Source organism: Priestia sp. RMT2NF4 (genome assembly GCF_047872835.1).
GTDB classification, from domain to species: Bacteria; Bacillota; Bacilli; order Bacillales; family Bacillaceae_H; genus Priestia; species Priestia zanthoxyli.
The window spans coordinates 65,354-88,671 of record NZ_JBLQZO010000005.1 but is presented as its reverse complement, the minus strand read 5'-3'; the positions used below and the strand labels follow the sequence as shown (position 1 = coordinate 88,671).

Sequence of the window (23,318 nt, the reverse complement as noted above, 5' to 3'; positions counted from 1 at the left end):
GTTTATCAAAAAATAAAATGAAAACCCATACATAGGGGAAGGGGAAAAACTATGAAGAAGTTCTTTTCATTTGATTTTTGGCAGAAGTTTGGTAAGGCTTTATTAGTAGTAGTAGCGGTTATGCCCGCAGCTGGTATTATGATTTCACTTGGAAAACTAGTTGCAATGACTGGGGGAGACATCACTGCTGTACAAACAATTGCACGAGTGATGGAAGATATAGGATGGGGTATCATTACAAATCTTCACATCTTGTTCGCTGTTGCCATCGGGGGATCTTGGGCAAAGGAACGTGCTGGCGGTGCATTTGCTGCACTCATTGCATTCATTCTTATTAATCGAATTACAGGAGCCATTTTTGGAGTTAAAGCAGAAATGCTCTCAGATTCAAAAGCAACGGTTCAATCACTGTTTGGACAAGAATTAGTTGTAAAAGACTACTTCACATCTATTTTAGGATCTCCCGCTCTTAACATGGGAGTATTCGTAGGAATTATCGCTGGTTTCTTAGGCGCAAATTTATTCAACAAATATTACAATTATGATAAATTGCCTGAAGCCCTTTCGTTTTTTAACGGCAAGCGCTTCGTACCGTTTGTAGTCATCGGTGGTTCAGTTGTAACGGCACTGCTTTTATCCATTGTGTGGCCGTTCATCCAAGGTTCGCTAAACAGCTTCGGACAGTGGATTGCAACATCTAGAGATACAGCTCCTATTCTGGCACCATTTATTTTCGGAGCATTAGAGCGTCTCCTTCTTCCGTTTGGTCTTCATCATATGCTGACAGTTCCTATGAACTATACGGAGCTAGGCGGTACGTACAAAATTTTAACGGGTTCTGGAGCAGGTTCCACTGTTGCCGGTCAAGATCCTTTGTGGCTTGCTTGGATTGCAGACTTAAATAACTTCCGTGCTGCAGGAGATATGGACAGCTACAAGCAGCTCTTACATGACGTTACACCTGCACGATTTAAAGTAGGACAGATGATTTTATCTTGTGCGTCATTAATTGGAATTGCTTTAGCAATGTATCGCAACGTAGATCCTGACAAACGTTCGAAATATCGTTCAATGTTCTTTTCAGCTGGACTAGCTGTTTTCTTAACAGGCGTAACAGAGCCGATTGAATTTATGTTCATGTTCGCGGCGCCTCTTCTATACGTTGTATACGCCATTATGACAGGACTGGCTTTTGCCATTGTTGATATTGTTCATGTTCGCGTACACTCATTTGGCGTAATTGAACTATTAACACGTACACCAATGATTATCAAAGCCGGACTATGGGCTGACTTAATGAACTTTGTCATCGCCTGCCTTGTATTTTTTGGCTTAAATTTTGGAGTGGCAAACTTCTTAATTAAACGTTTTAACTTCCCAACACCGGGACGTAACGGAAACTATATCGATGAAGAAACAACTGCAACAAGCAGCAAGCAGGTGAAAAATGATTCGCTTGCCCCAGTCATTATTGGACTGCTTGGCGGAGAAAACAATATTGAAGACGTGGATGCTTGTATGACTCGCTTACGTGTAACGGTAAAAGATATACATGCCGTTGCAGGAGAAAGTGAATGGAAACAAAACGGAGCCCTTGGTTTAATCTTGAAAGATAAAGGGGTACAAGCTATTTATGGACCTAAAGCGGATGTTTTGAAATCCGACATTCAAGATTTGTTAGGAGCTTAACATAATGAAGCTATTAACGTTAAATTGCCACTCTTGGCAAGAGGAAAATCAGCTAGACAAGTTATCTTGTCTAGCTGAAGTAATTAAAAAAGAAAAATATGATGTCATTGCTTTACAGGAAGTAAGCCAAAAAATAGACGCGCCTTATGTATATGACTACATTCGCAGCGATAATTACGCTTGGCTTTTAGCAAAAGAACTGGGTAAGCAAGGTGAAGACTATCAATTGGTATGGGATTTATCTCATATAGGCTATGAAGTGTATGAAGAAGGAATTGCCATTTTAACGAAACACCCGATTATTGAAGAGCATTCATTTTTTGTTTCACAAACGTCAAATATTGACTATTGGAAAACGAGAAGAATTGTTGGAGCAACAATCGAATATGAAAAAGAACTCCTTACTTTTTATTCTTGTCATCTTGGCTGGTGGGATGACGAGGAAGAGCCATTCAAGCAGCAAGTTGATACGCTGCTAGCTCATGTACACAAAGATAACCCATTTTTCTTACTTGGAGACTTTAATAATGACGCTCATAGACGACATGAAGGTTACGACTACCTGTTGAGCCAAGGCCTCTATGATACGTATACTCTATCGAACAAAAAAGATAGCGGTATTACAGTTCAAGGGAACATTGCTGGATGGGATGATAATGAACGGGCGCTGCGCCTTGATCTCATTCTATCGAGTCATGCGCAGGATATTCAATCATCGACTGTAGTTTTTAACGGCATACATTATCCCGTTGTTTCTGACCATTTTGGGGTAAGCGTTGAAGTGAAATAAGTGACATAAAGCGAACGAATAGCGTTCGCTTTTTTCTTGTGATTATGATTATGTAAAAATCATCTTCTTTACTGCTTTATCTATCGTTTTATAAGTGTCCGATAAACTTTCGCATTTTAAAAAGTAGGTGTGCTATAATATTGTGATGTTGACGATATGCAACCCATTTTTGCATGTTTATCAATGAAATCGCTCAACTTAATAGTAAGATGATACATGTAAGCTCTATTTAAATGAACACCCGTTGTCATTATCATAAACTAATAAAGAAAAATAGGTGTGAAACAATCATGAAAATTTTGTTGATTTCAAATATGTATCCTTCTGAACAATTCCCGAGCTATGGTGTATTTGTTCAAAACACTGAAAAAATTTTAGTTCAACATGGTATTCAAGTTGATAAAATTGTCATGCAAAAAAAGACAAGCAAATTAAGCAAGCTTTTTAGCTATGCTTCTCATTATGCTAATGTCATTGTGACGGGCTTAACAAAAAATTACGACTATCTTTACGTACATTATGCATCTCATAATGCTCTTCCGCTGCTGATTCTCAAAAAGCTAAAGAAGAATGTGAAGATTGTGACAAACGTGCATGGTTCAGATGTTGTACCTGAAGTAGCTTCACAGGAAAAATATCAGCCTAGAGTAAATGACTTATTGCACCATTCCACTAAAATTATTACTCCTTCTCCCTACTATAAAGGGCTCGTTGAAGAGAAATATAAGGTTCATAATCCAATCTATATTTTTCCAAGCGGAGGAGTGAATAAAGATCTGTTTCATCCTTATGCAGATAAAAGCAAAGCTTATCAAGAACTAAACTTGGACCCTACTATCCGTTATATTGGATGTGTAAGCCGCATTGATGTGGGTAAAGGATGGGAATACTACCTTCAAGCCATTGCAAAAGCTGAACAACAAACGCCCACTTCTTACAAATACTTATACGTTGGAAGCGGAAAAGACGAAGCTGCATTTAAGGAAATGATCAAGACTCTGGGCCTAGAGGGAAAAGTCATCCATTTTCCTCTGCTTCCTCAGTCGTCTCTTGCTTACGTATATAATGCGATTGAAGCATTCGTGTTTCCGACCGTAAGAAAAGGAGAAAGTTTGGGCTTAGTCGGCCTCGAAGCTATGGCTTGCGGAGCACCCGTGATTGGGAGTCAGATTGGTGGTCTAAAAGATTACATTATAGACGGAAAGAATGGTCTATTCTTTGAGCCTAAAAATGTAGATGAACTAGCTTCACAGCTACAGGCTTTTATTAATCTTCCTGAAGATGTGAAACAGCAAATGTCTCAACAGGCGTTACAAACAGCAAACCGCTACACAGTAGATGTAATTGCTGAACAACTCCCAACAATTTTTTTTGATGAGGTGGAAAAATGAAAGTCGCAGTTTTAATTCCTTGTTATAACGAGGAAGTAACAATTGGAAAAGTAATTGACGATTTCAAACGCGAACTGCCTAGTGCAGATATTTATGTATACGACAACAATTCAAAAGATCGTACAAGTGAAATTGCACTTGAACACGGCGCAATCGTCAAAAAAGAATTTAAGCAAGGAAAAGGAAACGTTGTACGTTCAATGTTTCAAGAAATTGATGCAGATTGTTATGTCATGGTAGATGGGGATGATACGTATCCTGCAGAATTTGTTCATCAATTAATTGAGCCTATTAGAAATCGAGAAGCTAACATGGTCATTGGAGATCGTTTATCAAACGGAACGTATCTCGAAGAAAACAAACGTGCTTTCCATAATTTTGGTAACAACTTAGTACGTTCTTTAATTAACGGCCTGTACAAAAGTAACATTAAAGATATCATGACAGGTTATCGTGCGTACGATAAATTATTTGTAAAATCAATTCCTGTGATGAGCCCAGGATTTGAGATTGAAACAGAAATGAGTCTTCACGCGTTAGATAAACGATTCCGCCTAAAAGAAATCGCGATCGATTATCGCGATCGACCTGAAGGCAGCGAATCGAAACTTAATACGTTCTCTGATGGATTTAAAGTGTTACGAATGATTTTTACGTTATTTAAAGAGTACAAGCCGCTTCAGTTCTTCTCCATTTGGACAGTGTTGTTTATTGTCGCAGGATTAGCTGTTGGTGCTCCGGTACTTTATGAATTTTTTGATACAGGCTTTATTACGAAAGTACCTTCATCTATCTTAGCAACTGGATTGATGGTGTTAGGTGTTTTATCTTTCGTCTGTGGATTAATTCTAGATACAATCGCTTCATTAAATCGCAAGCAATATGAATTAGAACTAAATAAAAAAATTGAACAGATTGAACAAGTAGGAGAATAACAATGATGAAGAATAAAAAAAGTATTTTACTGCTTACAGTAACAGCTTTAATTATTCTTATCGGTTTAAGTATTGGTAATCCAGACGGTGTTCACTATCTTTCCCTTTTTGCTGCACTTGTATTTACCATCATAAGCTCTATTTTTATTTATAAAAATAGAGCTTATGCTTCATTTAAACCGCTAGAATGGCTATTGCTGATTGTTTTTTCGTTTATCGTACAGTTTTCACTTTTAGATAACTTACATATGACGAGCTCAACTATTTTTTCACTCGTTTTGTATGCCATCAGCCGTACTTTATTGGCAATGCTGCTGACGGCCGCTGTACTCAGCGCTATCAAACAGATAAACGATTTTCACTATACATTTGCACACCCAAAGCGTTATCTAGGAATTGTTACGATTCTTATTTTAGCTGTTAGTCTATATTACTGGTTCGCCTTTTTCCCAGCGGCCATGACTCCTGATTCATTAGCACAGTGGAGACAGGCACATAACGGAGAATTTAACGATTGGCACCCTATTATGATTACGTGGCTCATTATGCTGCTGACAAAAATATGGGATAACCCAGGAATTGTAGCGTTCACGCAAATTGTTGTTGTAGTGAGCATATACGCCTATACATTTGACTTTTTCATTAAACGCAAAGCACATCCTGTTATGATTGGACTTTTAACAGCTATTATTGTCATTATTCCAAGCTTCTTAATCTTTTCAATTATTATTTGGAAAGACATTTTATACAGTGCTTTTCTGCTGTTTTTTACGGTTAACATTGCAAAAATTTATCTGTCAAAAGGTGCTTGGGTTAAAAGTAAAGCGAGCTTTTTCTTACTTTTACTTTCCGCATTTGGAGTAGCTTTCTTTAGACATAATGGTTTTCCTGTATTTGTTTTGACTTTCCTTTTAATGATTGTCTTATTCAGAAAAAATTGGAAACCTCTTGTCACGATTTTCTTAGTCGTCTTTATTTTACAAAAGATTGTTACAGGCCCTGTGTTCACGTGGCTTGATGTAAAACCTTCAGATCCAAATGAAGCTTTGTCTATTCCAACTCAACAAATTGCAAATATCATTTCAAATGATGGGGAGATGTCAAAAGAAGAGCGCGAATATTTTAATAAAGTGCTTCCTATTGAATTGTGGAAAGAAAAGTATAATCCATACAAAAGTGATCCAATTAAATTCACGTGGAAATACTATGACCGCGAATTTATTTTTAATGATTTAGGTCTTTACTTTAAGAACTATGCTAGCATTGTCATCAAAAATCCTTATCTAGCAACGGAAGGCTTTCTCAAACAAACGGCTTTAGTATGGCAAATCAACCCTTTTAAAGATGGCTACACGGATACGTATGTAACCAACATTTATTACGGCAATGATTTAGGTCTTAAAAATAAAGTAATCGAGCCGTTTATTACACATACTGCTAATGCTTACTTAGCTATTTTTAAGCACCCTGTTTTTACATTCTTATGGAAACCAGCTTTTTATCACTGTGTCATTTTATTATTTTCATTAATGCTAGTGATTCGAAGAGGAATTACGTCCCTTATTATTGTCATTCCTTGGGCACTTAACACGCTTTCTGTTCTTGCGGCACTGCCGGCTCAAGATTTTAGATATTTATTAGCAAGCGTATTTGTGTCTTTCTTCTTTATTGGTCTTCCTTTTATCCGATTTGATCAGAAAGAAAAGGATGTGACCTCCTGATGGAGAGCAATTATAACAAAAAGCTAGGAATCACACTCATTATCGTGGCTTCCCTGTTTACAGCTGTTGGACAACTTTTTTGGAAGTTGTCCGAAGCTTCATTTAACTTAAATTTAATTATTGGTTTTTTCCTTTATGGATTAGGAGCGGTGTTTATGATTGCCGCTTTTAAATTTGAAAGAGTTTCCTTGCTTCATCCATTTTTAAGCCTAGGATATGTCATCAGCATCGCTCTTGGTTTCTTTCTATTAAATGAAACCATTAGCCCTATGAAGCTGGTCGGTACTCTTATTATTATCGTAGGTGTAATTTTAGTAGGTGGCCAAGATGAATAGTATCCCACTTTTAATTATTATGACTCTTTTAGGTTCAGTTGGAGCTGTCTTTTTCAAGTATATTTCTACGTATTTAAATGAAAAAAAGATAAAGCTAGCGCTTATTTGTTTTGTGGGTGGCGGCCTTTTTTACGGGGCAGCAGCTCTGCTTAATGTGTATGTTTTAACGCTGTTACCTTATTCTATTGTATTTCCGCTCACGTCTATTACGTACATTTGGACATTAACATTCGGTTACTTTTTAATTAAAGAAAAAGTTACAACAAAACAAGTTATCGGCTGTATTCTTCTAATTGTCGGATGCTTTTTTATTGCTAATAGTTGATGAGATAACTTGAAAAGGTAGGAGTTTCGCATGAAAAACTTAAAATTCGCGAGCATTTTACTGCTCATATCAACATTATTTTTGAAATTTTCTAGTATGATTCGTGATTTAGTTATTGCTAACTATTTCGGTACAAGTTATATCGTCGATTCATACAACGCAGCAATGATTATTCCAAACGCTTTTATCTTATTTATGTTAACGGGGATGAAGGATGCGTTTATTCCTAGTTATTTACGTTATGAAAAAGAAAATAAAGGAAAGGTTCATTTAACTAATATTGTTAAATCAACCTTTCTTATTTGTTTCATTATTTCGGTTCTCGGATCAATTGCCGCTTTCTTTTACTTTCCCGCTTCGTATTCTAATTTTTCCAAAGCAGCAATTGAACTAGGCATTTATACGGGCGTTATGTACTTTTTATCTCTTTCATTAGTTGGAGTGAATGCCGTATACGAAGGTGTATTTGATGCACGAAGTCAATATTCTTTCTCCGTGTTTTCTCAAACCGTTGTTGTATTATTTACAATTTTAAGTACAATCCTATTACATTCAATTATGGGCGGCTATGCAATTGCTCTTGGCTACTTTGTAGGAACGATTGCTTCTTTCTTAATTAAAGTTGTCTATTTTAAACCGCAGCATCTGCTGTTATGGAAGCAAAAAATTGACCGTGATGAAGTGGTGGCTTTTTATAAAGTATTCATCCCTGTTGGTGTGACCATTATGGTCGGTCAAATTAATTTAACTGTAAACTTCTTCTTTGCTGGCTCCTTTGGTGAAGGTGTTATTTCATACTTAAATTACGCCTTCAGACTTGTAAGTATTCCCCAGGCAATATTCGGGGTTACGGTCGCAACCATTATTTACCCGCTGATTGCAAGAGCCATTTCTGAAAAAGATGAAGAGCGCTTTAAATCAGGAATTGAAAAAGGGATTACGTTTATGCTGATGCTGCTGATTCCGACGATTGTTATTATGATCTTTTATATGAAAGACATTGTAATGATTGCTTATCAGCGCGGTGCATTTGACGCACAATCAACGCTAAAAACAACGGATGTATCTTATTATTACCTAGGTTCGGTATTTTTCTATTCGCTACAAGCTGTTCTTGCAAAAGGATTTTATTCTCTTCAAAAAGGTTATCTTATTATGAGAGCAGGCTTATTATCCATTGTGTTAAATATCATCTTTAACATAATTTTCACTAAATTTATGGGATACCAAGGATTAGCACTTTCCATGTCAGTAGTTGCCTTTTTCTATACGGCTATCGTATTCGTTATGCTGGCAAAACAAATCAATCACTTCCATTACGGATATTTAGCGAAAGAAACAGGAAAAATTCTTTTAGCTTCCGTACCTGTTGCGATCGTCATGTTCTTCTTAAGGGACATCGCATTTTTGAATTCATTACATGTTATCTTACGATTTGGTATTGTCTGTATTGCAGGTGGTTTAGTATACTTAATGTCGACGCTATTATGCAGAGTAGAAGGTGTTATGCTTTTAGTTAAAAGAAAACGTTAATTCACGTAAAACAGGAGAGTACTATATGAAGAACACATACTGGTTATTTTTTCTGTTCGTTGGTTTTATTTCAATTCAGCCGATTATTGATATGCTAACGACGTACATGGTTTTGAACATGGATAGTGGTCTCTCAATTGGGGTTGTTATTCGCTTTCTATATATGATTTTTGCAGGTGTCCTACTTTTAGTGTTTGCCAAACAATCAAAATGGGCTAGATATTCGATTATCTATCTTATTGTTTTTGCACTCTTTCTTGGACTCAATATCTACTTAAATCATCAATGGAAAGATCCTTATTATATTGGGCAAGAAATTAAATTTTTCAATAAAGTTGTTTATATGAACGTTACGCTGCTTGGAATGATTGTGATGTTTTCACATTATCGATCATCTGTGGATGTAAAAAGAATACTGAGCAAAAACTTATTAACTGCTTCACTCATCATCAGTATTGTTTTTATCGGTACAATGCTAACGGGTACAGCACTAGAGAGTTATCAGTATAATAAAATTGGGTTTAAAGGCTGGTTTTATGCAGCGAATGAGCTAGGCGCAACCATTGCTATTTTGCTTCCTCTCACACTGCTTTTAGCTTTAGATAAAGTACGTTCGTTTTCAAAAGCTTATTACTGGATTCCTTTTATCTTGTTAGCCGTTTCGTCCATCATGCTTGGAACGAAAGTAGGCTTAGGTGCCGTTATTCTTTCTTTAGTTGTAGCAACAGTTGTCTTATTTGCTAAATTATTTACGAATAAACGCAGCTTAATTAAAGCCAACTTAGTAATCTCAATTCTGCTTTTAATTGTAACCGGAGCAACTACTCCGATTTCTCCAGCTTATAAAAACACATATACGCACATCGATATGTTAGAGGCTAAAAAAGAGAAAACAAAGCAAGAAAAGCCGGAAAAGAAAGAAAAAGAAAAGCCGGCTAAAAAGAAAAAACAAAAGGAATCAAATTTAGATGATAAAGATATTCAAAATCTGATTCTAAGCAGCCGTGAGCAATTCTTAGCTCATCATAAGGAAGAGTATGCAAAAGCACCTATTGCACGAAAAATGATAGGTATGGGCTTTTCTGGTGACTATACAAAACAGCTTCCGCCAAAGATGATTGAAATGGATTTTTATGATTTGTTTTTCTCTTTAGGTATCATCGGATTTTTACTATGGGTTCTTCCACTTCTAGTAGTTGGTTTAACCGTATTGGTTCGATTATTTAAAGAGCCATCACAGCTTCTTGATGAAAGCTTTATGATGTATAGTACAGCAATTGTATTAGCTCTTGGAATTGCTTTTGTAGCTGGGCATGTCTTTACAGCACCAGCCGTTACCATCTATTTTGCAGCAGCTGCTGCTTATCTGTTCGTCATTCATTTTAAACAAAGACAAGCATAAAAAAACAGGCCATTAACGGCCTGTTTTTTTATCTTTTTAATGGCTGAAGGCTTAACACCGTATCGCCCGCATTGACGTTTATTTCTTGATCATGAGCAAAAAAACTCAATGCCTTTCCTTGCGTACTCACTGCTAGTAAAAGAGAATCATCGCTTTTCTCCTCAAGATATGTTTCGTACGTATATTCATCCGTGATTTTTGTATTGTAAATCGTATATCCATGCTCCATTTTATGATGCAGAAACTCCCACGTAATGCCTTTCTTAAAGAGCATACTTCCTCTTACTGTATGCATAATTTCATCAACATCTTCTCTTGAATCTTCTTGGTCACGAATGCTCAATTGAAAAACATTGTTCCGTCCCATATCTTGAAGAAAAGCAGTACAAACAAGCGCATTATATGCATCTAACTCAGTTGCAGCAATCACATATTCATAAGGAGTTAAGTCTAGATGATATTCTGTTTGCTCAGCTAGTACTTCTCCGTGATAAACATTTACCTCCGCTCTGCGCGCAACTCTTAACCGCTCCCACGAAGAATCAGCAACTAATACTGGATAGCCCAGCTGTTTTAACTTTGAAGCAAAGGCAACCGTAAAATCATTGCTTCCTACAAGCAAAATACCAGGTTCTTCGCCAATCGATAAATCCAGCTTTTTAGCTAGCCATGAAAGGGAAAAACCGTGTGCACAAACCGTAGCAAACACTAAAGCAAATGTCAGCGTTGTTAAGATCGAAGCATCTTTAAATCCTTCATCAATTAGTACTTTCGCAAAGTAGCTTGAGACCATTAACGCCACAATTCCGCGCGGGGCAATCCAGCCAATCAGTATTTTTTCTTTTATAGATAAATCTGTGCCTACCGTTGATAAAAAGATGGAGACAGGTCTGACAATAAACAGCATAAGTAAAACAAACAAAATAATATTCCAATGAAAAATTTCAGTAATGGTCTTCATCGTCAGTCCAGCCGTTAACATGATAAAAATAGTAGAAGTTAATAGAACCGAAATATTCTCTTTAAAGTGTCGCATATCACTAATAGACGAAATATGCATATTAGCAAGGGTAATCCCCATCGCTGTTACTGCTAGAAGACCTGTTTCATGCTTAATTTCATCAGCTACTGTAAAGCAGGCAATAACGACAATAAATACGACCGGAGATTTTAAATACTCTGGAATATGCCCCTTTTGAAACATCCATCCTATTCCGCGGCCAAGAATCCATCCTATTAAAACGGCAATAATAGAGGCTACGAAGAAAAAGAGAATTGTTTTTCCACTCACTTCTCTCAGCACTAAAAATTGAACAATTTCAAACGAAAAAACGGCCAACAGTGCACCAAATGGATCGACAATAATACCTTCCCATTTTAAAATCGCTGCTGGTTTTGGTTTTAATTTAGCTTGTCGTAAAAGAGGTAAAATTACGGTTGGACCCGTCACAATAAAAAGCCCTCCGATAACAATTGCCACCGCCCAGGATAAATCCGCTATATAATGAGCAGCTAAAGAGCCTAACATCCAAGCTAGCATGGCTCCCAGTGTCACAATGCGAAACACGGGCTTTTCGATTCCTCTTACCTCTCTCATGTCTAAGTTCAAGCTGCCTTCAAATAAAATAACAGCTACAGCAATCGATACAAAAGGATCAAAAAGCTGAGCAAACTGTGCTTTAGGATCAATTAAACCTAAAATAGGGCCTGTTAGCAGTCCGATAATCGACATCACGACAATTGCTGGTAGCTTAAATCTCCAAGCCAGCCACTGAGATAGAACTCCTAGTCCCACTACAAGTGTGATATGTACAAGCATAGGTTCCATTGTATCTTCCTTCTCTCGTTCGCATAATGTGTATATATTTTCCCTAAAATAAACCGATGTTATACAGGAAGAAACAAACACTACCTTGTTTTACCACTTTTTCAAAAATGCTAAACGCCTCTCCCCTCTTTGAATCCAAGCTATTTTCCTTCGTTCGACACATACCTTACTCATGTTTGTCGAATTTCACTTTAGTATAAAATAGTAAAAAGCCTTTAGCTGCTGCTAAAGGCTTTTTGCCGGATAATCCAATTCATATAGCTTTTGATAGTGACTGTTCGTAGCAAGTAATTCCTCATGCGTTCCGCGAATGGCTATCTTTCCACCTTGTAGGAATAAGATTTCATCCATCTTTTCCATCCCAACTAAATTATGTGTAACCCAAATTAAAGTTTTGTCGTGAAGAGTTTCAAAGATAGTGGATAACAAACGCTTTTCAGTCACGGTATCCAACCCTGCAGTTGGCTCATCCAGCATAACAATGGGCGTACGCTGAAGTAGAACACGTGCTAACGCAATCCGCTGACGTTCTCCTCCTGAAAAGCGCTGACCTGTTTCGAGCATGGACGTTTGATATCCTTGATGCAAACCTTCCACAAGGGAGTGCATATTGACTTGCTTCATTGCCTCAATTACCTCTTCTTTTGTAGCCTCTTCATTAGCTAGTAATAAATTGTTTGCTACGCTTGTATTAAATAAATAAGGATTTTGATTTAATACAGAGATGAGTTTTGGTACATCTTCGCGAACTTCAGCAACAGACTGACCGTTTAGTTGAACTGTACCTTCTGTAGGCAATAAGGAGCCTTGCAGCAGCTTTAACAGAGTCGACTTTCCAGCTCCGCTCTTGCCAAGAATCGCAATTTTTTTCCCTTGCTCGACTTGAAATGAAAGATCATGAATGACTGACTCTTCCTCATTGCTATAGCGAAAGCTTACATGCTCGACTTTTAAGCTAACCGAGTCCCATGAACCTTTGTAAGGTAGGGAAAGAGTATGTTTTTTCTTTTCATTCACAGATTCCCAGTTCTTTTCCATTTCCTGCACTCTATTTAATGACTCTTCAAATTGAGGAATTTTTTCTACTGCATTAGATACCGGCAGCAGTGCTTCAGATAAAGGAAATACTACTAAAATAAAAGCAGCAATAAAAACACCTGCAAGCTCTTTGTCTGCAAAAAGAGAGGCCCCAAACCAAATCATTGTGACAATTAAACCTGCTACAATAACTTGGCCAATCAATTCTCGGTAATACGTCCATAGTTTAAGCTTACGATCCATGCGGTCTAGCTCATCTTCTGTTTTGTTATACGAATGAAAAAATGACTGCTGCTGACCGCTTAACACCCAATCAGCAACTCCTAAAAACCCGTCTGTGACCTTAGCATATAACTGTGCTTTGCTTGATTTATATCGCTGATTGGCCGCTTTCATATGCCAAAGGGAAAAAAGCGGCATCACTACTACTAATAAAAATAAATAGATGGCAATCAAACATGCAAACTTTAGGCTAAAGAATCCTAAAGCTACAATCGAAATAACGTATAAAATAACAGCTGAGATTGTTGGAAGAATGGTACGCAAGAACAAGTCTTGTAAACTTTCAATATCTTCAGCGAGAACGGCTAAAACATCTCCCGTTCGATAGCGGGATGTAGCAACTAACGGTTCAATCAAATGATAAAGACGTGTACGCATCTTAGCTAAAATGCGAAGAATAAAATCGTGACTAACAAGACGCTCCGCATAACGAAAGGCGGCTCGACTTAAACCAAATGTACGCACAAGCACAATGGGAACGTACACCAGTAAGATTGTTTCTGGACGTAAGGAAGAAGCTGAAATCAAGTAACCTGATGTGAACATTAGCGCACAAGCAGAACCAATCGTTAACAAGCTTAGTAATAAGATAGAAAAGATACGATATTTATACGTTTTAAAGTAGGGCCATATCCAACTTTTATATTTCATCATATCTCCTCCTCTTCATGTAAAAATTGATAGTAAGCTCCTTTTTTTCGAATCAGTTCTTGATGATTGCCGACTTCTGCAACCTTTCCGTTCTCTATTACAACAATGAGGTCCATATCTTTCATCCAATGCAGACGGTGCGTAGCTAAAATAAATAACTTGTCTTGAAACATCGTTAAGATATCTTGCTTTAATTCATATTCCGTTTCAATATCTACTTGCGCCGTTGGTTCATCAAGCATAATAATAGGGCGATCGCTCAGAAACGCCCTAGCTAGGGCAATCCTTTGAGCTTGGCCGCCGCTAAGCTGCCGTCCTCCATCTCCTATCACTTCATTTTCCTTCTCAGGCATCTGTTGAATCGTAGATAAAAGTCCTGCTTTCGTTAAAGCATCTTCATAATCATAAGAACCGCCTCTATCCTGATAAAATTCAATATTTTCTTTCACTGTTCCATTAAAAATAAATGGGTGCTGAGGGATATACGTAATCTGCTTTTGCCAAGCATCTGAGCGTAAATCAACCGGCACGCCATTTACTTCAGCAGACCCTTCTGTAAATTGTACAAAGCCGCTCAGTATATCAATAAGCGTCGATTTTCCAGCTCCGCTTTTTCCTATAATCCCAATTTTTTTACTTCCTTTAACATGAAGTGACACATCTTCAAGAGAAGGCGGCTGCTCTTTGTCATATTTTACGGTGATATGACGCAATTGAATTTCACTGTTTTCCGTCCAATCAGGAACATCTTCTTCATTAGCCGACGGTTTTTCAGCCTGCTTTACAATCTTAATTAATGCATCTCCGGATTCTTTTCCGTCTAATGTTGCATGATAATCGTTTCCGACTTCCCGTATCGGCAGGAAGTATTCAGGCGCCAGCAATAAAATCATAAGTGCAGGCTCTAACGTCATCGAACCGTTCACTAGCCGCAAACCGAGCATAACAGCCACGATGGCTACAGATAACATCGTAAAGAAATCTAAAGCAAACGTAGATAAAAAAGCAATTCGGAGCGTTCCCATTGTCGCTTTTCGATAGCGGTCACTGACTCTTTCAATCGTTTCAGCATGCTCCTTACTTTTCCCGAGAAATGTTAACGTTTCTAATCCTCGAAGCGAATCTACAAAGTGATTGGACAGCACATGATACGTCTCCCATTGGCTATCTATTTTTTTCTGGGCAGCCAGTCCAAGTAAAATCATAAATAAAATTAAAATTGGCATAGTTACAAGCAAAATAATGCCTGAAAGCCGATCTTGATACCAAACGAAAGCGAGCACTAGCCAAGGTGTAACGCTGATGGCGGCCAGTTTAGGCAAAAACAGCTCAAGATAAGCGCGAAGCTTCTGTAGGCCTGTGGTGATGAGCGTCACCAAGTTTCCTGTCCCTTCATTTTTGGTAAAGCGCGGTCCGAGTGCAAAAATGCTTTTCATGACCGTCAAACGAAGTTCCTGAGTCGTTTTGACTCCAAATTGATATGCTGTTTTTTTCACTATAAAACTTACGATCTGACGAACCATAAAGGCAGACAAAAACAATCCGATTGCTTTTGTCTGCGAAGTTAAACTTTCACCATGAAAAAGAGCAGTAATTACTTCGGCAAGCCACTTAGCTTGAAAAATAATGGCTACACTTTGAATAGTAATAAGCCCTATTAACACGGCAAGAACCATTTTTATTCCGTTGTAAACCATTAAATTTCTACCCATTAGTACTCCATATGCTCCTTATGATCTACACGTTTTCTAAAAACGTAGTAGCTCCAAATTTGATAACCTAACACAAAAGGCAGTAACGCAATAGCAGCGTAAGACATAATTTTCAAGGAATAATTCCCTGATGCTGCATTATGAATCGTTAAACTATAGCTTTCATTGACTGAACTAACCAAAACGGTTGGAAACAATCCTGCAAATATAGAGGAAATTGATAAAATTAACATTAAGCCAGACATAGCAAAGGCCCATCCGTCTTTTTTCCGTGTAAGGAAAAATCCTGCTAGTAAATACACGAAAATACCGATAAAAAATGTGTATAGCATCAAGCGGCTATGATTGCTGAATAAATTTGTTTCAAAAAACGTCATGCCTGAAAAAATAAGAAGCAGCAAGGCATTAACAGGCAAAAGCTTCATGGCCACTTTTCGTGAACGATCTCTAATGTCATCCATCGTACGGATCGTCGCAAAAATAAGTCCGTGCCATAAGCAAAGCATCGTTAGCGTCACGCCGCCCGTTATGGTATATAGATTCACAATATCCGAAAAGCCGGCATTCATTTGCATGTTGCGCTCAACAGGCAATCCTTTCATTAGTGCTGAAAATAAGATGCCGAAAATGAGCGGTGGAAAAAGACTTCCAAAGAAGATAACCCAATCCCACGCATTTTTCCACGCTTGTTTTTCAACTTTTCCTCGAAATTCAAATGCTACACCGCGTCCGATAAGCGAAAGCAACAGAAGAACAAAAAGAACATATGACCCGCTTAATAGCGTTGCATACCAGTTTGGAAAAGCGGCAAACATAGCACCGATTGCTGAAATTAACCAAACTTCATTTGCATCCCAAAAAGGACCGATTGTATTAATAAAAGCTCGTCGCTCTAAGTCGTTTCTTCCTAAAAAGCGAGACACCATTCCAATCCCAAAATCAAAGCCTTCTAAAAAGATAAAACCAACAAACAGAATGGATACTAGCAAATACCAGAATTCATTAAGAGAAAACATTGTATCCCTCCTTTGTAAACGGATCAGTTGATGTTACTTTTGTATGTGCTTCGTGATCGTGATCTGGACCTTTTTTAATTTCTTTAACGAACAAGAACACCATAATCACAGCTAAAATTAAGTAAAAGAACGAAAACGAGATAATAGAAAATAGCAATTCACCTGCTGTTACACCAGGAGACACGGCATCTTCGGTTTTCATATAGCCAAATACAACCCAAGGCTGACGGCCAATCTCTGTCATAATCCAACCTGCTGAGCTTCCAAGGAACGGAAAGGCGATGGCAATCGTCATAATACGTAAAAATAGTTTGCTTTCTTGAAGTTTTTTACGAGAAAGCAAGTACGTACCCCAAATGCCTAATGCACATAATACGCCACCTAGACCAGCCATAATGCGGAAACTCCAAAACGTTGTTCGAACGGGTGGAATATAATTTCCTTCTCCATATTTCGCCGTATACTGCTGCTGCAGCTCATTCATTCCAGGAACGGAGCCTGAAAACTTACCGTATGATAAGAAGCTTAATAAGTAAGGTATTTTGATTTCACTCGTATTTTTCTTTTCATCAGGGTGAATATTTGCTGTTACTGTCCAAGCACCTGGACTTCCGCTGTTTTCCCATAATCCTTCACTTGCGGCCATTTTCATCGGCTGTGTTTTAACTAAATATCCGGCCTGTTCATGCCCAGATAGTGCAATTCCTACACCTGAAACTAGCCCTACAAGGATAGCAACTTGAAATGATTTTTTAGCAAAAGCCACATGTTTTTTCTTCAAGAGCATAACAGCGCTGACACCCGTGATAAAAAAGGCGCCTGTTGCAAACGAACCTAAAATTGTATGAGGGAATTCGACCCACAGCTGACCGTTCGTTAACAATTTAAAGAAGTCATTCATTTCCAAACGGCCATTATTTAGCTCCATTCCGACCGGATGCTGCATAAAAGAATTAGCCGTTAAAATAAAGAACGCTGAAAAGATAGTACCTAGACTAACAAGCCAAATACATAGACAGTGCAGCCATTTAGGCAAACGATCCCACCCGAAAATCCACAGCCCGAGGAACGTGGACTCCATAAAAAACGCTAGCAGTGCTTCAATAGCAAGCGGCGCACCAAATACATCTCCTACAAATCTTGAGTACTCTGACCAGTTCATGCCAAACTGAAATTCTTGTAAAATACCTGTTACGACTCCGACAGCAAAGTTAATCAGGAATAAGTGCCCCCAAAACTTTGCCATCTTTTTATACTGTTCATCTTTTTTTACTACGTACATCGTTTCCATGATCGCTACTAAAAAGACAAGGCCGATAGACAGCGGTACAAAGATAAAATGAAACAGCGTCGTTGATGCAAATTGAATACGTGATAGTATGACTGTATCCATCTTCTTTCTCCTTTCATATATAAGAACATTCATCATTTCCATAGATACTTTGCTCATTTCTGAGCATCTTTTACTTATATTGTGAAACATTGAGCATAACAATTCGAGAAATATGCTCAACATTTCACAAACATATGTAATGTCTCTCTTTCTATTTACATAGTATAGTCTATTTTTTTAGCTGTGCACGTACATTTTTTGAACGTTTTTAGACTAAAACGTGACTTTCTTGTGACAAAAAAGGGCAGGATCTCTTTATTTTTTCATAAAAAAAGCACGCTCTGATTTGAGCTTGCTTCTCTACGGTCGATATTTTGCTTTCGCATTTAATTTAGATTGACGAATGATTTGGTTAATGACTTCAGAAAATACAATACCAATGGCAATTGAACCTGAAATCATAAAGGCTTTTGCTGCAAGACTAATCGCTTCATTATAATTATTTTCTACAAAGTTACGCATGGCATCGTATGCTGTTCCCCCTGGAACGAGCGGAATAATACCTGCTACGGTGAAAATAATGATCGGCGTACGATAAATTTTTGCGTAAATTTGACTAATAATAGCAATAAAAAAGGCCGATGCTACAGTGCTTGGAATTTCATCTACACCATAGAACGTTAGCAAATAGTAAATGAGCCAGCCAATCATTCCGACAAAGCCACTTTTTAATAATGATTCACGTGGAACATTAAAAATAATCCCAAACGCTGCTGAAGCAATAAAACTTGTAATTATCTGCTCTACGATATGCATATGATGCCTCCCTTCTATAGAAGCGTAAATACAATGGCAATACCTGCACCAATAGCAAATGCCGTCAGAAACGCTTCTGCTCCTTTTGATAATCCAGACAGTAAATGTCCCGCCATTAAATCTCGCACTGCATTGGTAATCGATAACCCAGGAACGAGAGGCATAACGGATCCAATAATAATTTTATCAATTTGCGTTCCTAGTCCTGAAGCGACTAAAAGAGCTGATAAAAGTCCAATAACTAACGAAGCGGTAAACTCAGCAAAAAAGCGAATCGGAATAAGACGGTGGAAATACACCACGGTTAAAAATCCGAGACCTCCTGAAAACATCGCTGGAATAAAGTCCGTCCATAAACCTTGAAACATGATTAAAAAGCATCCGCTAGAAATGGATGCAGCTGCAAGTTGAACCCATAGTGGAAAAGCTACGTTCGTTGCTTCAATTTCTTGTAGCATTTCATACGCTTCCTCCAAGGAGATGTTTCCTTGACTGATGGTTCTTGAGACGCTATTTACCATAGTTACTTTTTTTAAATCGGTCGTTCGTTCGGAAATACGAATTAACTTCGTTTTCGTCGGTTCTTTCGTTTCAAGTGAAAACATAATCCCTGTTGGCGTCACATAGCTGTGGGATTTTTTTATACCGTAAGACGCTGCAATCCGCATCATTGTGTCTTCTACTCGATACGTTTCTGCTCCGCTTTCTAACATAATTTTACCTGCTAGTAAGCTAACGTCCATAATTTCATATTTATCTAATTTTTGTTGTGTCATCAAATCGCTCCAAACATATTAAAGCTTGGTTTTTTCCCCTACAGCATACAGTGTATAAGAAAGAGGGAAGTGGACGCAATGGTTAATGCAAAAAAGTGTGGACTTTTTGTCTCACACTTTCAGGAATAGTATATACATTCCTTATCAATTCATACGTTTTGTGGTCTCACGCTCTACTAATACAGGTGCCATTTTATACTGTACCTGATCTATTTCTTGCTGATCCTGAATTTGCTGAAGTAAGAGGTTTACTGCTTTTTCAGCCATTTTTTCCATCGGTTGACGGATGGTTGTTAGCGGAGGTTGCGCTTCACTAGCTTCTGTAATATCATCAAACCCTATAACAGACAAATCCGCTGGAACGTGAAGTCCGTTTTGCCACGCACAGTGTATCACTTTCAGAGCAATGTAATCCGTAGCACAAATAAGCGCAGTTGGGGGCTCTGGATGATGAGCTAGCTCATTTATAAACTGATATAGTTCATCTGAGTTATTCATATCTTCTTTCACAAACTTTGCGTTTGCTGACGGTACATACTGATAAAAAAGAGACAGACGGTGCTCGACTCCGCTTACAGCTTTTCCAACGAACCCGATATTCTTATGGCCAAGGTCCGTTAAGTGAGCAACAGCTAATTGCATTCCCTCCGCATCATCTACATGTACAATTGGCCAAAGTGCAGAAGAGCCGTCTCCTGTAAGAGAAACGTAAGGCGTTTGATATTGTTTTAATACGTCTACAAACGGATGCGGAGCGGCTACATAATCTAATAAAATGACTCCATCAAACCAATGATTCATCATCACATTTAATTGACGCTCAGCCGTTGTTTCTTGGTAATCCGTATGTCCAATAAGAACGTCCATCCCTCGACTTTGAACTTGCTGCTGTACCTTTTTTAACAGCTCGATTAAAAATGGGTCTTTTAAATCTCTAATTAATATCCCGATAATCCCTGTTTTTTGGGCCCGCAGAGCTGCCGCAAATGGATTTGTCTGATACCCTAAATGAGCTGCTGCTTTTAGTACTTTTTGTTTTGTTTTTTCACTGATTTTAATTTTACCGTCTTTATTATTGAAGATTCTTGATACCGTAGCTAATGAAACACCCGCTTCTTTTGCTACTTCTGTAATCGTGACTTTTTTTCTCCCCATTCGTACCGACTCCTATTTCCTTTTAGTCTATCGACCAAGTAAACATTTTTCTTTATTATACTACTAGAAGTCGGAACCACCCAAAACTACCTTCCCTACTTTTCACTAAAAAGCCACTTTAACACATCTCGAATTTTTTGATCCCAATATGCCCAGTCGTGACTTCCTTTTCCTTCTTCATATGTAAAACAAATAGGCTCTTGCTTACATCGCTCGGAAAAACGTTTATTTTCCTGATATAAAAAATCTTCCGTTCCACAGCATTGATAAATACGCGGAGTCACTTCTCCATAGCGCCGGCGATTTTCAAGCAGCCAGAAAAGATCATCCTCAGGTCTAATAACAGGCGGCATGCCAAAAATCAAAGGATAATCTAGGAACTGAACTTCCCCTCGTTCTCCAAGCCCTTCAATGTCCATCACTCCTGATAAACTGGCAGCTGCAGAAAATTGATGTGGTTTGCGAAACGCCCATTTTAAAGCGCCGTACCCTCCCATAGAAAGACCAGCCACAAAATTATCTTCTCTTTTTTCCGATAACGGAAAGAATGACCTAGCCAATTGAGGAAGTTCTTCTGTTACAAACGTCCAATACTTCTTTCCATAAGCCATATCTCTATAAAAGCTACGATCTACATTTGGCATTACAACTGCAAGTCCTAATTCTGATGCGTAGCGTTCAATCGAAGTTCTTCTCATCCATATCGTATGATCATCAGAAAGACCGTGTAATAAATAGAGCGTAGGGTGTTTCTCACTTCTTGTATTGGTTTGTAAACCAATCTGAGATTTTGTTTGCTGCGGTATCAAAACGTTCATTGAAGTACTTATTTGCAATACTTCTGAAAAAAAATCACATTGAATAAACGCCATATTTCTCTTCCCCCTTACTTTTTCTTCCCCATTGATTGATAACAAAACGTACATAATTCATATAAAAGTTAAAAAATAGTTTGATTATTTACAATTTTTAGTTTAACATAAAAACATCTTTTATGAAAACGTTTTACGTATAACGTTTTTTTAAATTAAAATAGTGAACGCGATTCAAAGGAGGAATTTATATGGGGATAGTAAAAGTAACTTCTGACGAGTATAAGGAGCAAAAAGGAAATCTATTTTTTGTTATTTTCATTTCATGTGCAGCTGCTTTTGGAGGGTTACTTTACGGCTATGACACAGCCGTCATTTCAGGGGCTATTGGGTTAATGGAAGTGCATTTTAATCTCAGTCCAACGATGGTAGGTTTTGTTGTATCTAGTTTGCTGCTCGGGGGTGCCGTTGGGGTACTTTCTTCAGGAAAACTGAGTGATCGATTCGGTAGAAAAGGTATCTTGCTTTTAGCAGCTTCTTTATTTATCGTATCCGCAATTATGCAAGCGCTATCTTCAGCCATCTCTTTTGTGATTATTTCTCGAATTATTGGAGGGCTAGGCATTGGTATGGCCTCCGTTCTTTCTATTACCTATATTTCTGAAATAGCCCCTCCGCACATGCGCGGCCGCTTAGGCTCTCTTTATCAATTTGCTGTTGCCGTTGGGATTGTTTCTGTCTATTTTGTGAATGACTACATTTTATCTATTGGGGAAGACGCATGGCAGAATTCCACAGGATGGCGCTACATTATCGGTGCTTCTGGGATTCCAGCTCTTTTATTTCTTCTTATCCTTTCTCCTGTTCCTGAAAGTCCGAGGTGGCTAGTAAAAGCAAACCGCACTGTAGAAGCTATGGACATTTTAATTAAAATCAATGGTACACACATTGCACGCCAAGAGCTGTATCATATTGAGCAATCGTTAAAAGAAAATCAACCGGCTTCTCTTTCGCTTTTTAAAGAGGCAGGCCTTCGAAAAGCGTTGCTTATTGGTATTCTACTTGCAGCCTTTCAACAGCTTGTCGGAATCAATGCCATTATTTATTACGCCCCGCAAGTTTTTGAAGCAGCTGGAGCTAGAGGAGATTTATCGCTCCTTGTTACGTCTATGATTGGTGTAGCTGCCTTTTTAGGCGTTCTTTGTTCCATGTGGCTTATCGACCGGATTGGCCGCAAAGCTTTATTACTTATTGGCACAGCCGGTATGGCCGTTACGCAGCTTCTCGTTTCTTTTGGATTTCATTCACAGGGTACTGAAGGCTTGACTACTAGTTTACTTATTGTTTTTTATTTATTTCTTTTTAATATTTCTATGGGACCTGTTGTATGGGTTGTGATTTCTGAAATTTTTCCTAATCATGCGAGAGGCTATGCAATGTCTATTTCTACCTTTTTCTTGTGGATAGCTAATTGGTTTGTGTCTCAGTTTTTTCCTATTCTTTGGAACAAAGCTGGAGGATCTTTTACCTTTTTATCTTTTATGATTATGTGTATCGCTTCATTTTTGTTTATATGGAAGTGGGTGCCAGAAACAAAAGGAAAGTCACTTGAAGAAATTGAACATATATGGAAGTAAGGGAAGAGGTTGGGGTATATCTAAATGAATCCAATCTAAAGAAAAACAAATGGGATACATGAGCTAAACGGCTTATGACACCGTAGTTGATTTCCGTGCAAGACTTCGCTTTCCGCGGGAGTCTTCATCTCGCCCTCCAAT

General features: G+C 38.0%; 19 protein-coding genes. 10 read left to right on the top strand and 9 right to left on the bottom strand.

All coding sequences use genetic code 11. The features are described 5' to 3' along the window. Window positions 1–51 precede the first annotated feature (51 nt). From ACMX9J_RS19870 to ACMX9J_RS19830, 9 genes are all read left to right on the top strand, one after another. Window positions 52–1,689: a PTS transporter subunit IIBC gene (locus ACMX9J_RS19870; protein WP_025752447.1), complete on the top strand. Its 1,638-nt coding sequence runs from the start codon at window positions 52–54 to the stop codon at window positions 1,687–1,689. Window positions 1,690–1,693: 4 nt separating this feature from the next. Beyond that, a complete protein-coding gene (locus tag ACMX9J_RS19865) occupies window positions 1,694–2,479 on the top strand; it encodes an endonuclease/exonuclease/phosphatase family protein (RefSeq protein ID WP_028411950.1) in 786 nt (261 codons plus the stop codon). A gap of 290 nt (window positions 2,480–2,769) precedes the next feature. After that, entirely contained in the window at window positions 2,770–3,870 is a 1,101-nt protein-coding gene (locus ACMX9J_RS19860) for a glycosyltransferase family 4 protein (RefSeq protein WP_028411949.1), read from the top strand. Then, window positions 3,867–4,805: a glycosyltransferase family 2 protein gene (locus tag ACMX9J_RS19855; protein WP_013059871.1), complete on the top strand. Its 939-nt coding sequence runs from the start codon at window positions 3,867–3,869 to the stop codon at window positions 4,803–4,805. Before ACMX9J_RS19860 ends, ACMX9J_RS19855 begins: the two co-directional genes overlap by 4 nt. Before the next feature lie 2 nt (window positions 4,806–4,807). Beyond that, complete coding sequence (locus ACMX9J_RS19850; RefSeq protein ID WP_116739825.1) at window positions 4,808–6,526, top strand: DUF6020 family protein; 1,719 nt, start codon at window positions 4,808–4,810, stop codon at window positions 6,524–6,526. Further along, complete coding sequence (locus tag ACMX9J_RS19845; protein ID WP_013059873.1) at window positions 6,526–6,861, top strand: EamA family transporter; 336 nt, start codon at window positions 6,526–6,528, stop codon at window positions 6,859–6,861. The genes ACMX9J_RS19850 and ACMX9J_RS19845 overlap by 1 nt, the downstream gene beginning before the upstream one ends. Further along, window positions 6,854–7,186 (top strand): EamA family transporter, encoded by a 333-nt coding sequence (locus ACMX9J_RS19840; protein ID WP_014457712.1) that lies wholly within the window; start codon window positions 6,854–6,856, stop codon window positions 7,184–7,186. The genes ACMX9J_RS19845 and ACMX9J_RS19840 overlap by 8 nt, the downstream gene beginning before the upstream one ends. A gap of 30 nt (window positions 7,187–7,216) precedes the next feature. Further along, a complete protein-coding gene (gene murJ, locus ACMX9J_RS19835; RefSeq protein WP_176344924.1) occupies window positions 7,217–8,719 on the top strand; it encodes a murein biosynthesis integral membrane protein MurJ in 1,503 nt (500 codons plus the stop codon). A 25-nt stretch (window positions 8,720–8,744) separates the two neighbouring features. Then, on the top strand, window positions 8,745–10,121 hold the full coding sequence (locus ACMX9J_RS19830) for an O-antigen ligase family protein (protein WP_028411945.1): 1,377 nt from the start codon (window positions 8,745–8,747) through the stop codon (window positions 10,119–10,121). Window positions 10,122–10,149: 28 nt separating this feature from the next. Here the strand turns inward: ACMX9J_RS19830 and ACMX9J_RS19825 are convergent, their stop codons facing one another. The 9 genes from ACMX9J_RS19825 to ACMX9J_RS19785 form a co-directional block, all read right to left on the bottom strand. Further along, on the bottom strand, window positions 10,150–11,949 hold the full coding sequence (locus ACMX9J_RS19825; RefSeq protein WP_416226114.1) for a cation:proton antiporter: 1,800 nt from the start codon (window positions 11,947–11,949) through the stop codon (window positions 10,150–10,152). Window positions 11,950–12,174: 225 nt separating this feature from the next. After that, a complete protein-coding gene (gene cydC / locus ACMX9J_RS19820; protein ID WP_255287248.1) occupies window positions 12,175–13,920 on the bottom strand; it encodes a thiol reductant ABC exporter subunit CydC in 1,746 nt (581 codons plus the stop codon). Continuing rightward, window positions 13,920–15,632, bottom strand: a complete 1,713-nt coding sequence (cydD, locus tag ACMX9J_RS19815) for a thiol reductant ABC exporter subunit CydD (protein ID WP_328171382.1) — start codon at window positions 15,630–15,632, stop codon at window positions 13,920–13,922. Before cydD ends, cydC begins: the two co-directional genes overlap by 1 nt. Continuing rightward, on the bottom strand, window positions 15,632–16,648 hold the full coding sequence (gene cydB / locus ACMX9J_RS19810; RefSeq protein WP_328171383.1) for a cytochrome d ubiquinol oxidase subunit II: 1,017 nt from the start codon (window positions 16,646–16,648) through the stop codon (window positions 15,632–15,634). Before cydB ends, cydD begins: the two co-directional genes overlap by 1 nt. Beyond that, on the bottom strand, window positions 16,635–18,041 hold the full coding sequence (locus ACMX9J_RS19805; protein ID WP_028411940.1) for a cytochrome ubiquinol oxidase subunit I: 1,407 nt from the start codon (window positions 18,039–18,041) through the stop codon (window positions 16,635–16,637). Before ACMX9J_RS19805 ends, cydB begins: the two co-directional genes overlap by 14 nt. Before the next feature lie 300 nt (window positions 18,042–18,341). Further along, complete coding sequence (locus ACMX9J_RS19800; RefSeq protein WP_013059882.1) at window positions 18,342–18,797, bottom strand: threonine/serine exporter family protein; 456 nt, start codon at window positions 18,795–18,797, stop codon at window positions 18,342–18,344. 14 nt (window positions 18,798–18,811) lie between these two features. Further along, window positions 18,812–19,573 carry a threonine/serine exporter family protein gene (locus tag ACMX9J_RS19795; protein WP_013085528.1) on the bottom strand — a complete coding sequence of 254 codons (762 nt, stop codon included), beginning with the start codon at window positions 19,571–19,573 and terminating at the stop codon, window positions 18,812–18,814. 144 nt (window positions 19,574–19,717) lie between these two features. After that, entirely contained in the window at window positions 19,718–20,728 is a 1,011-nt protein-coding gene (locus ACMX9J_RS19790; RefSeq protein ID WP_033580374.1) for a LacI family DNA-binding transcriptional regulator, read from the bottom strand. A gap of 95 nt (window positions 20,729–20,823) precedes the next feature. After that, entirely contained in the window at window positions 20,824–21,600 is a 777-nt protein-coding gene (locus tag ACMX9J_RS19785) for an alpha/beta hydrolase (protein ID WP_033580373.1), read from the bottom strand. Between the two features lie 191 nt (window positions 21,601–21,791). On the opposite strand from ACMX9J_RS19785, the gene ACMX9J_RS19780 reads away from it, so the two are divergent. Further along, window positions 21,792–23,177: a sugar porter family MFS transporter gene (locus ACMX9J_RS19780; RefSeq protein WP_049166315.1), complete on the top strand. Its 1,386-nt coding sequence runs from the start codon at window positions 21,792–21,794 to the stop codon at window positions 23,175–23,177. Window positions 23,178–23,318: the final 141 nt, after the last annotated feature.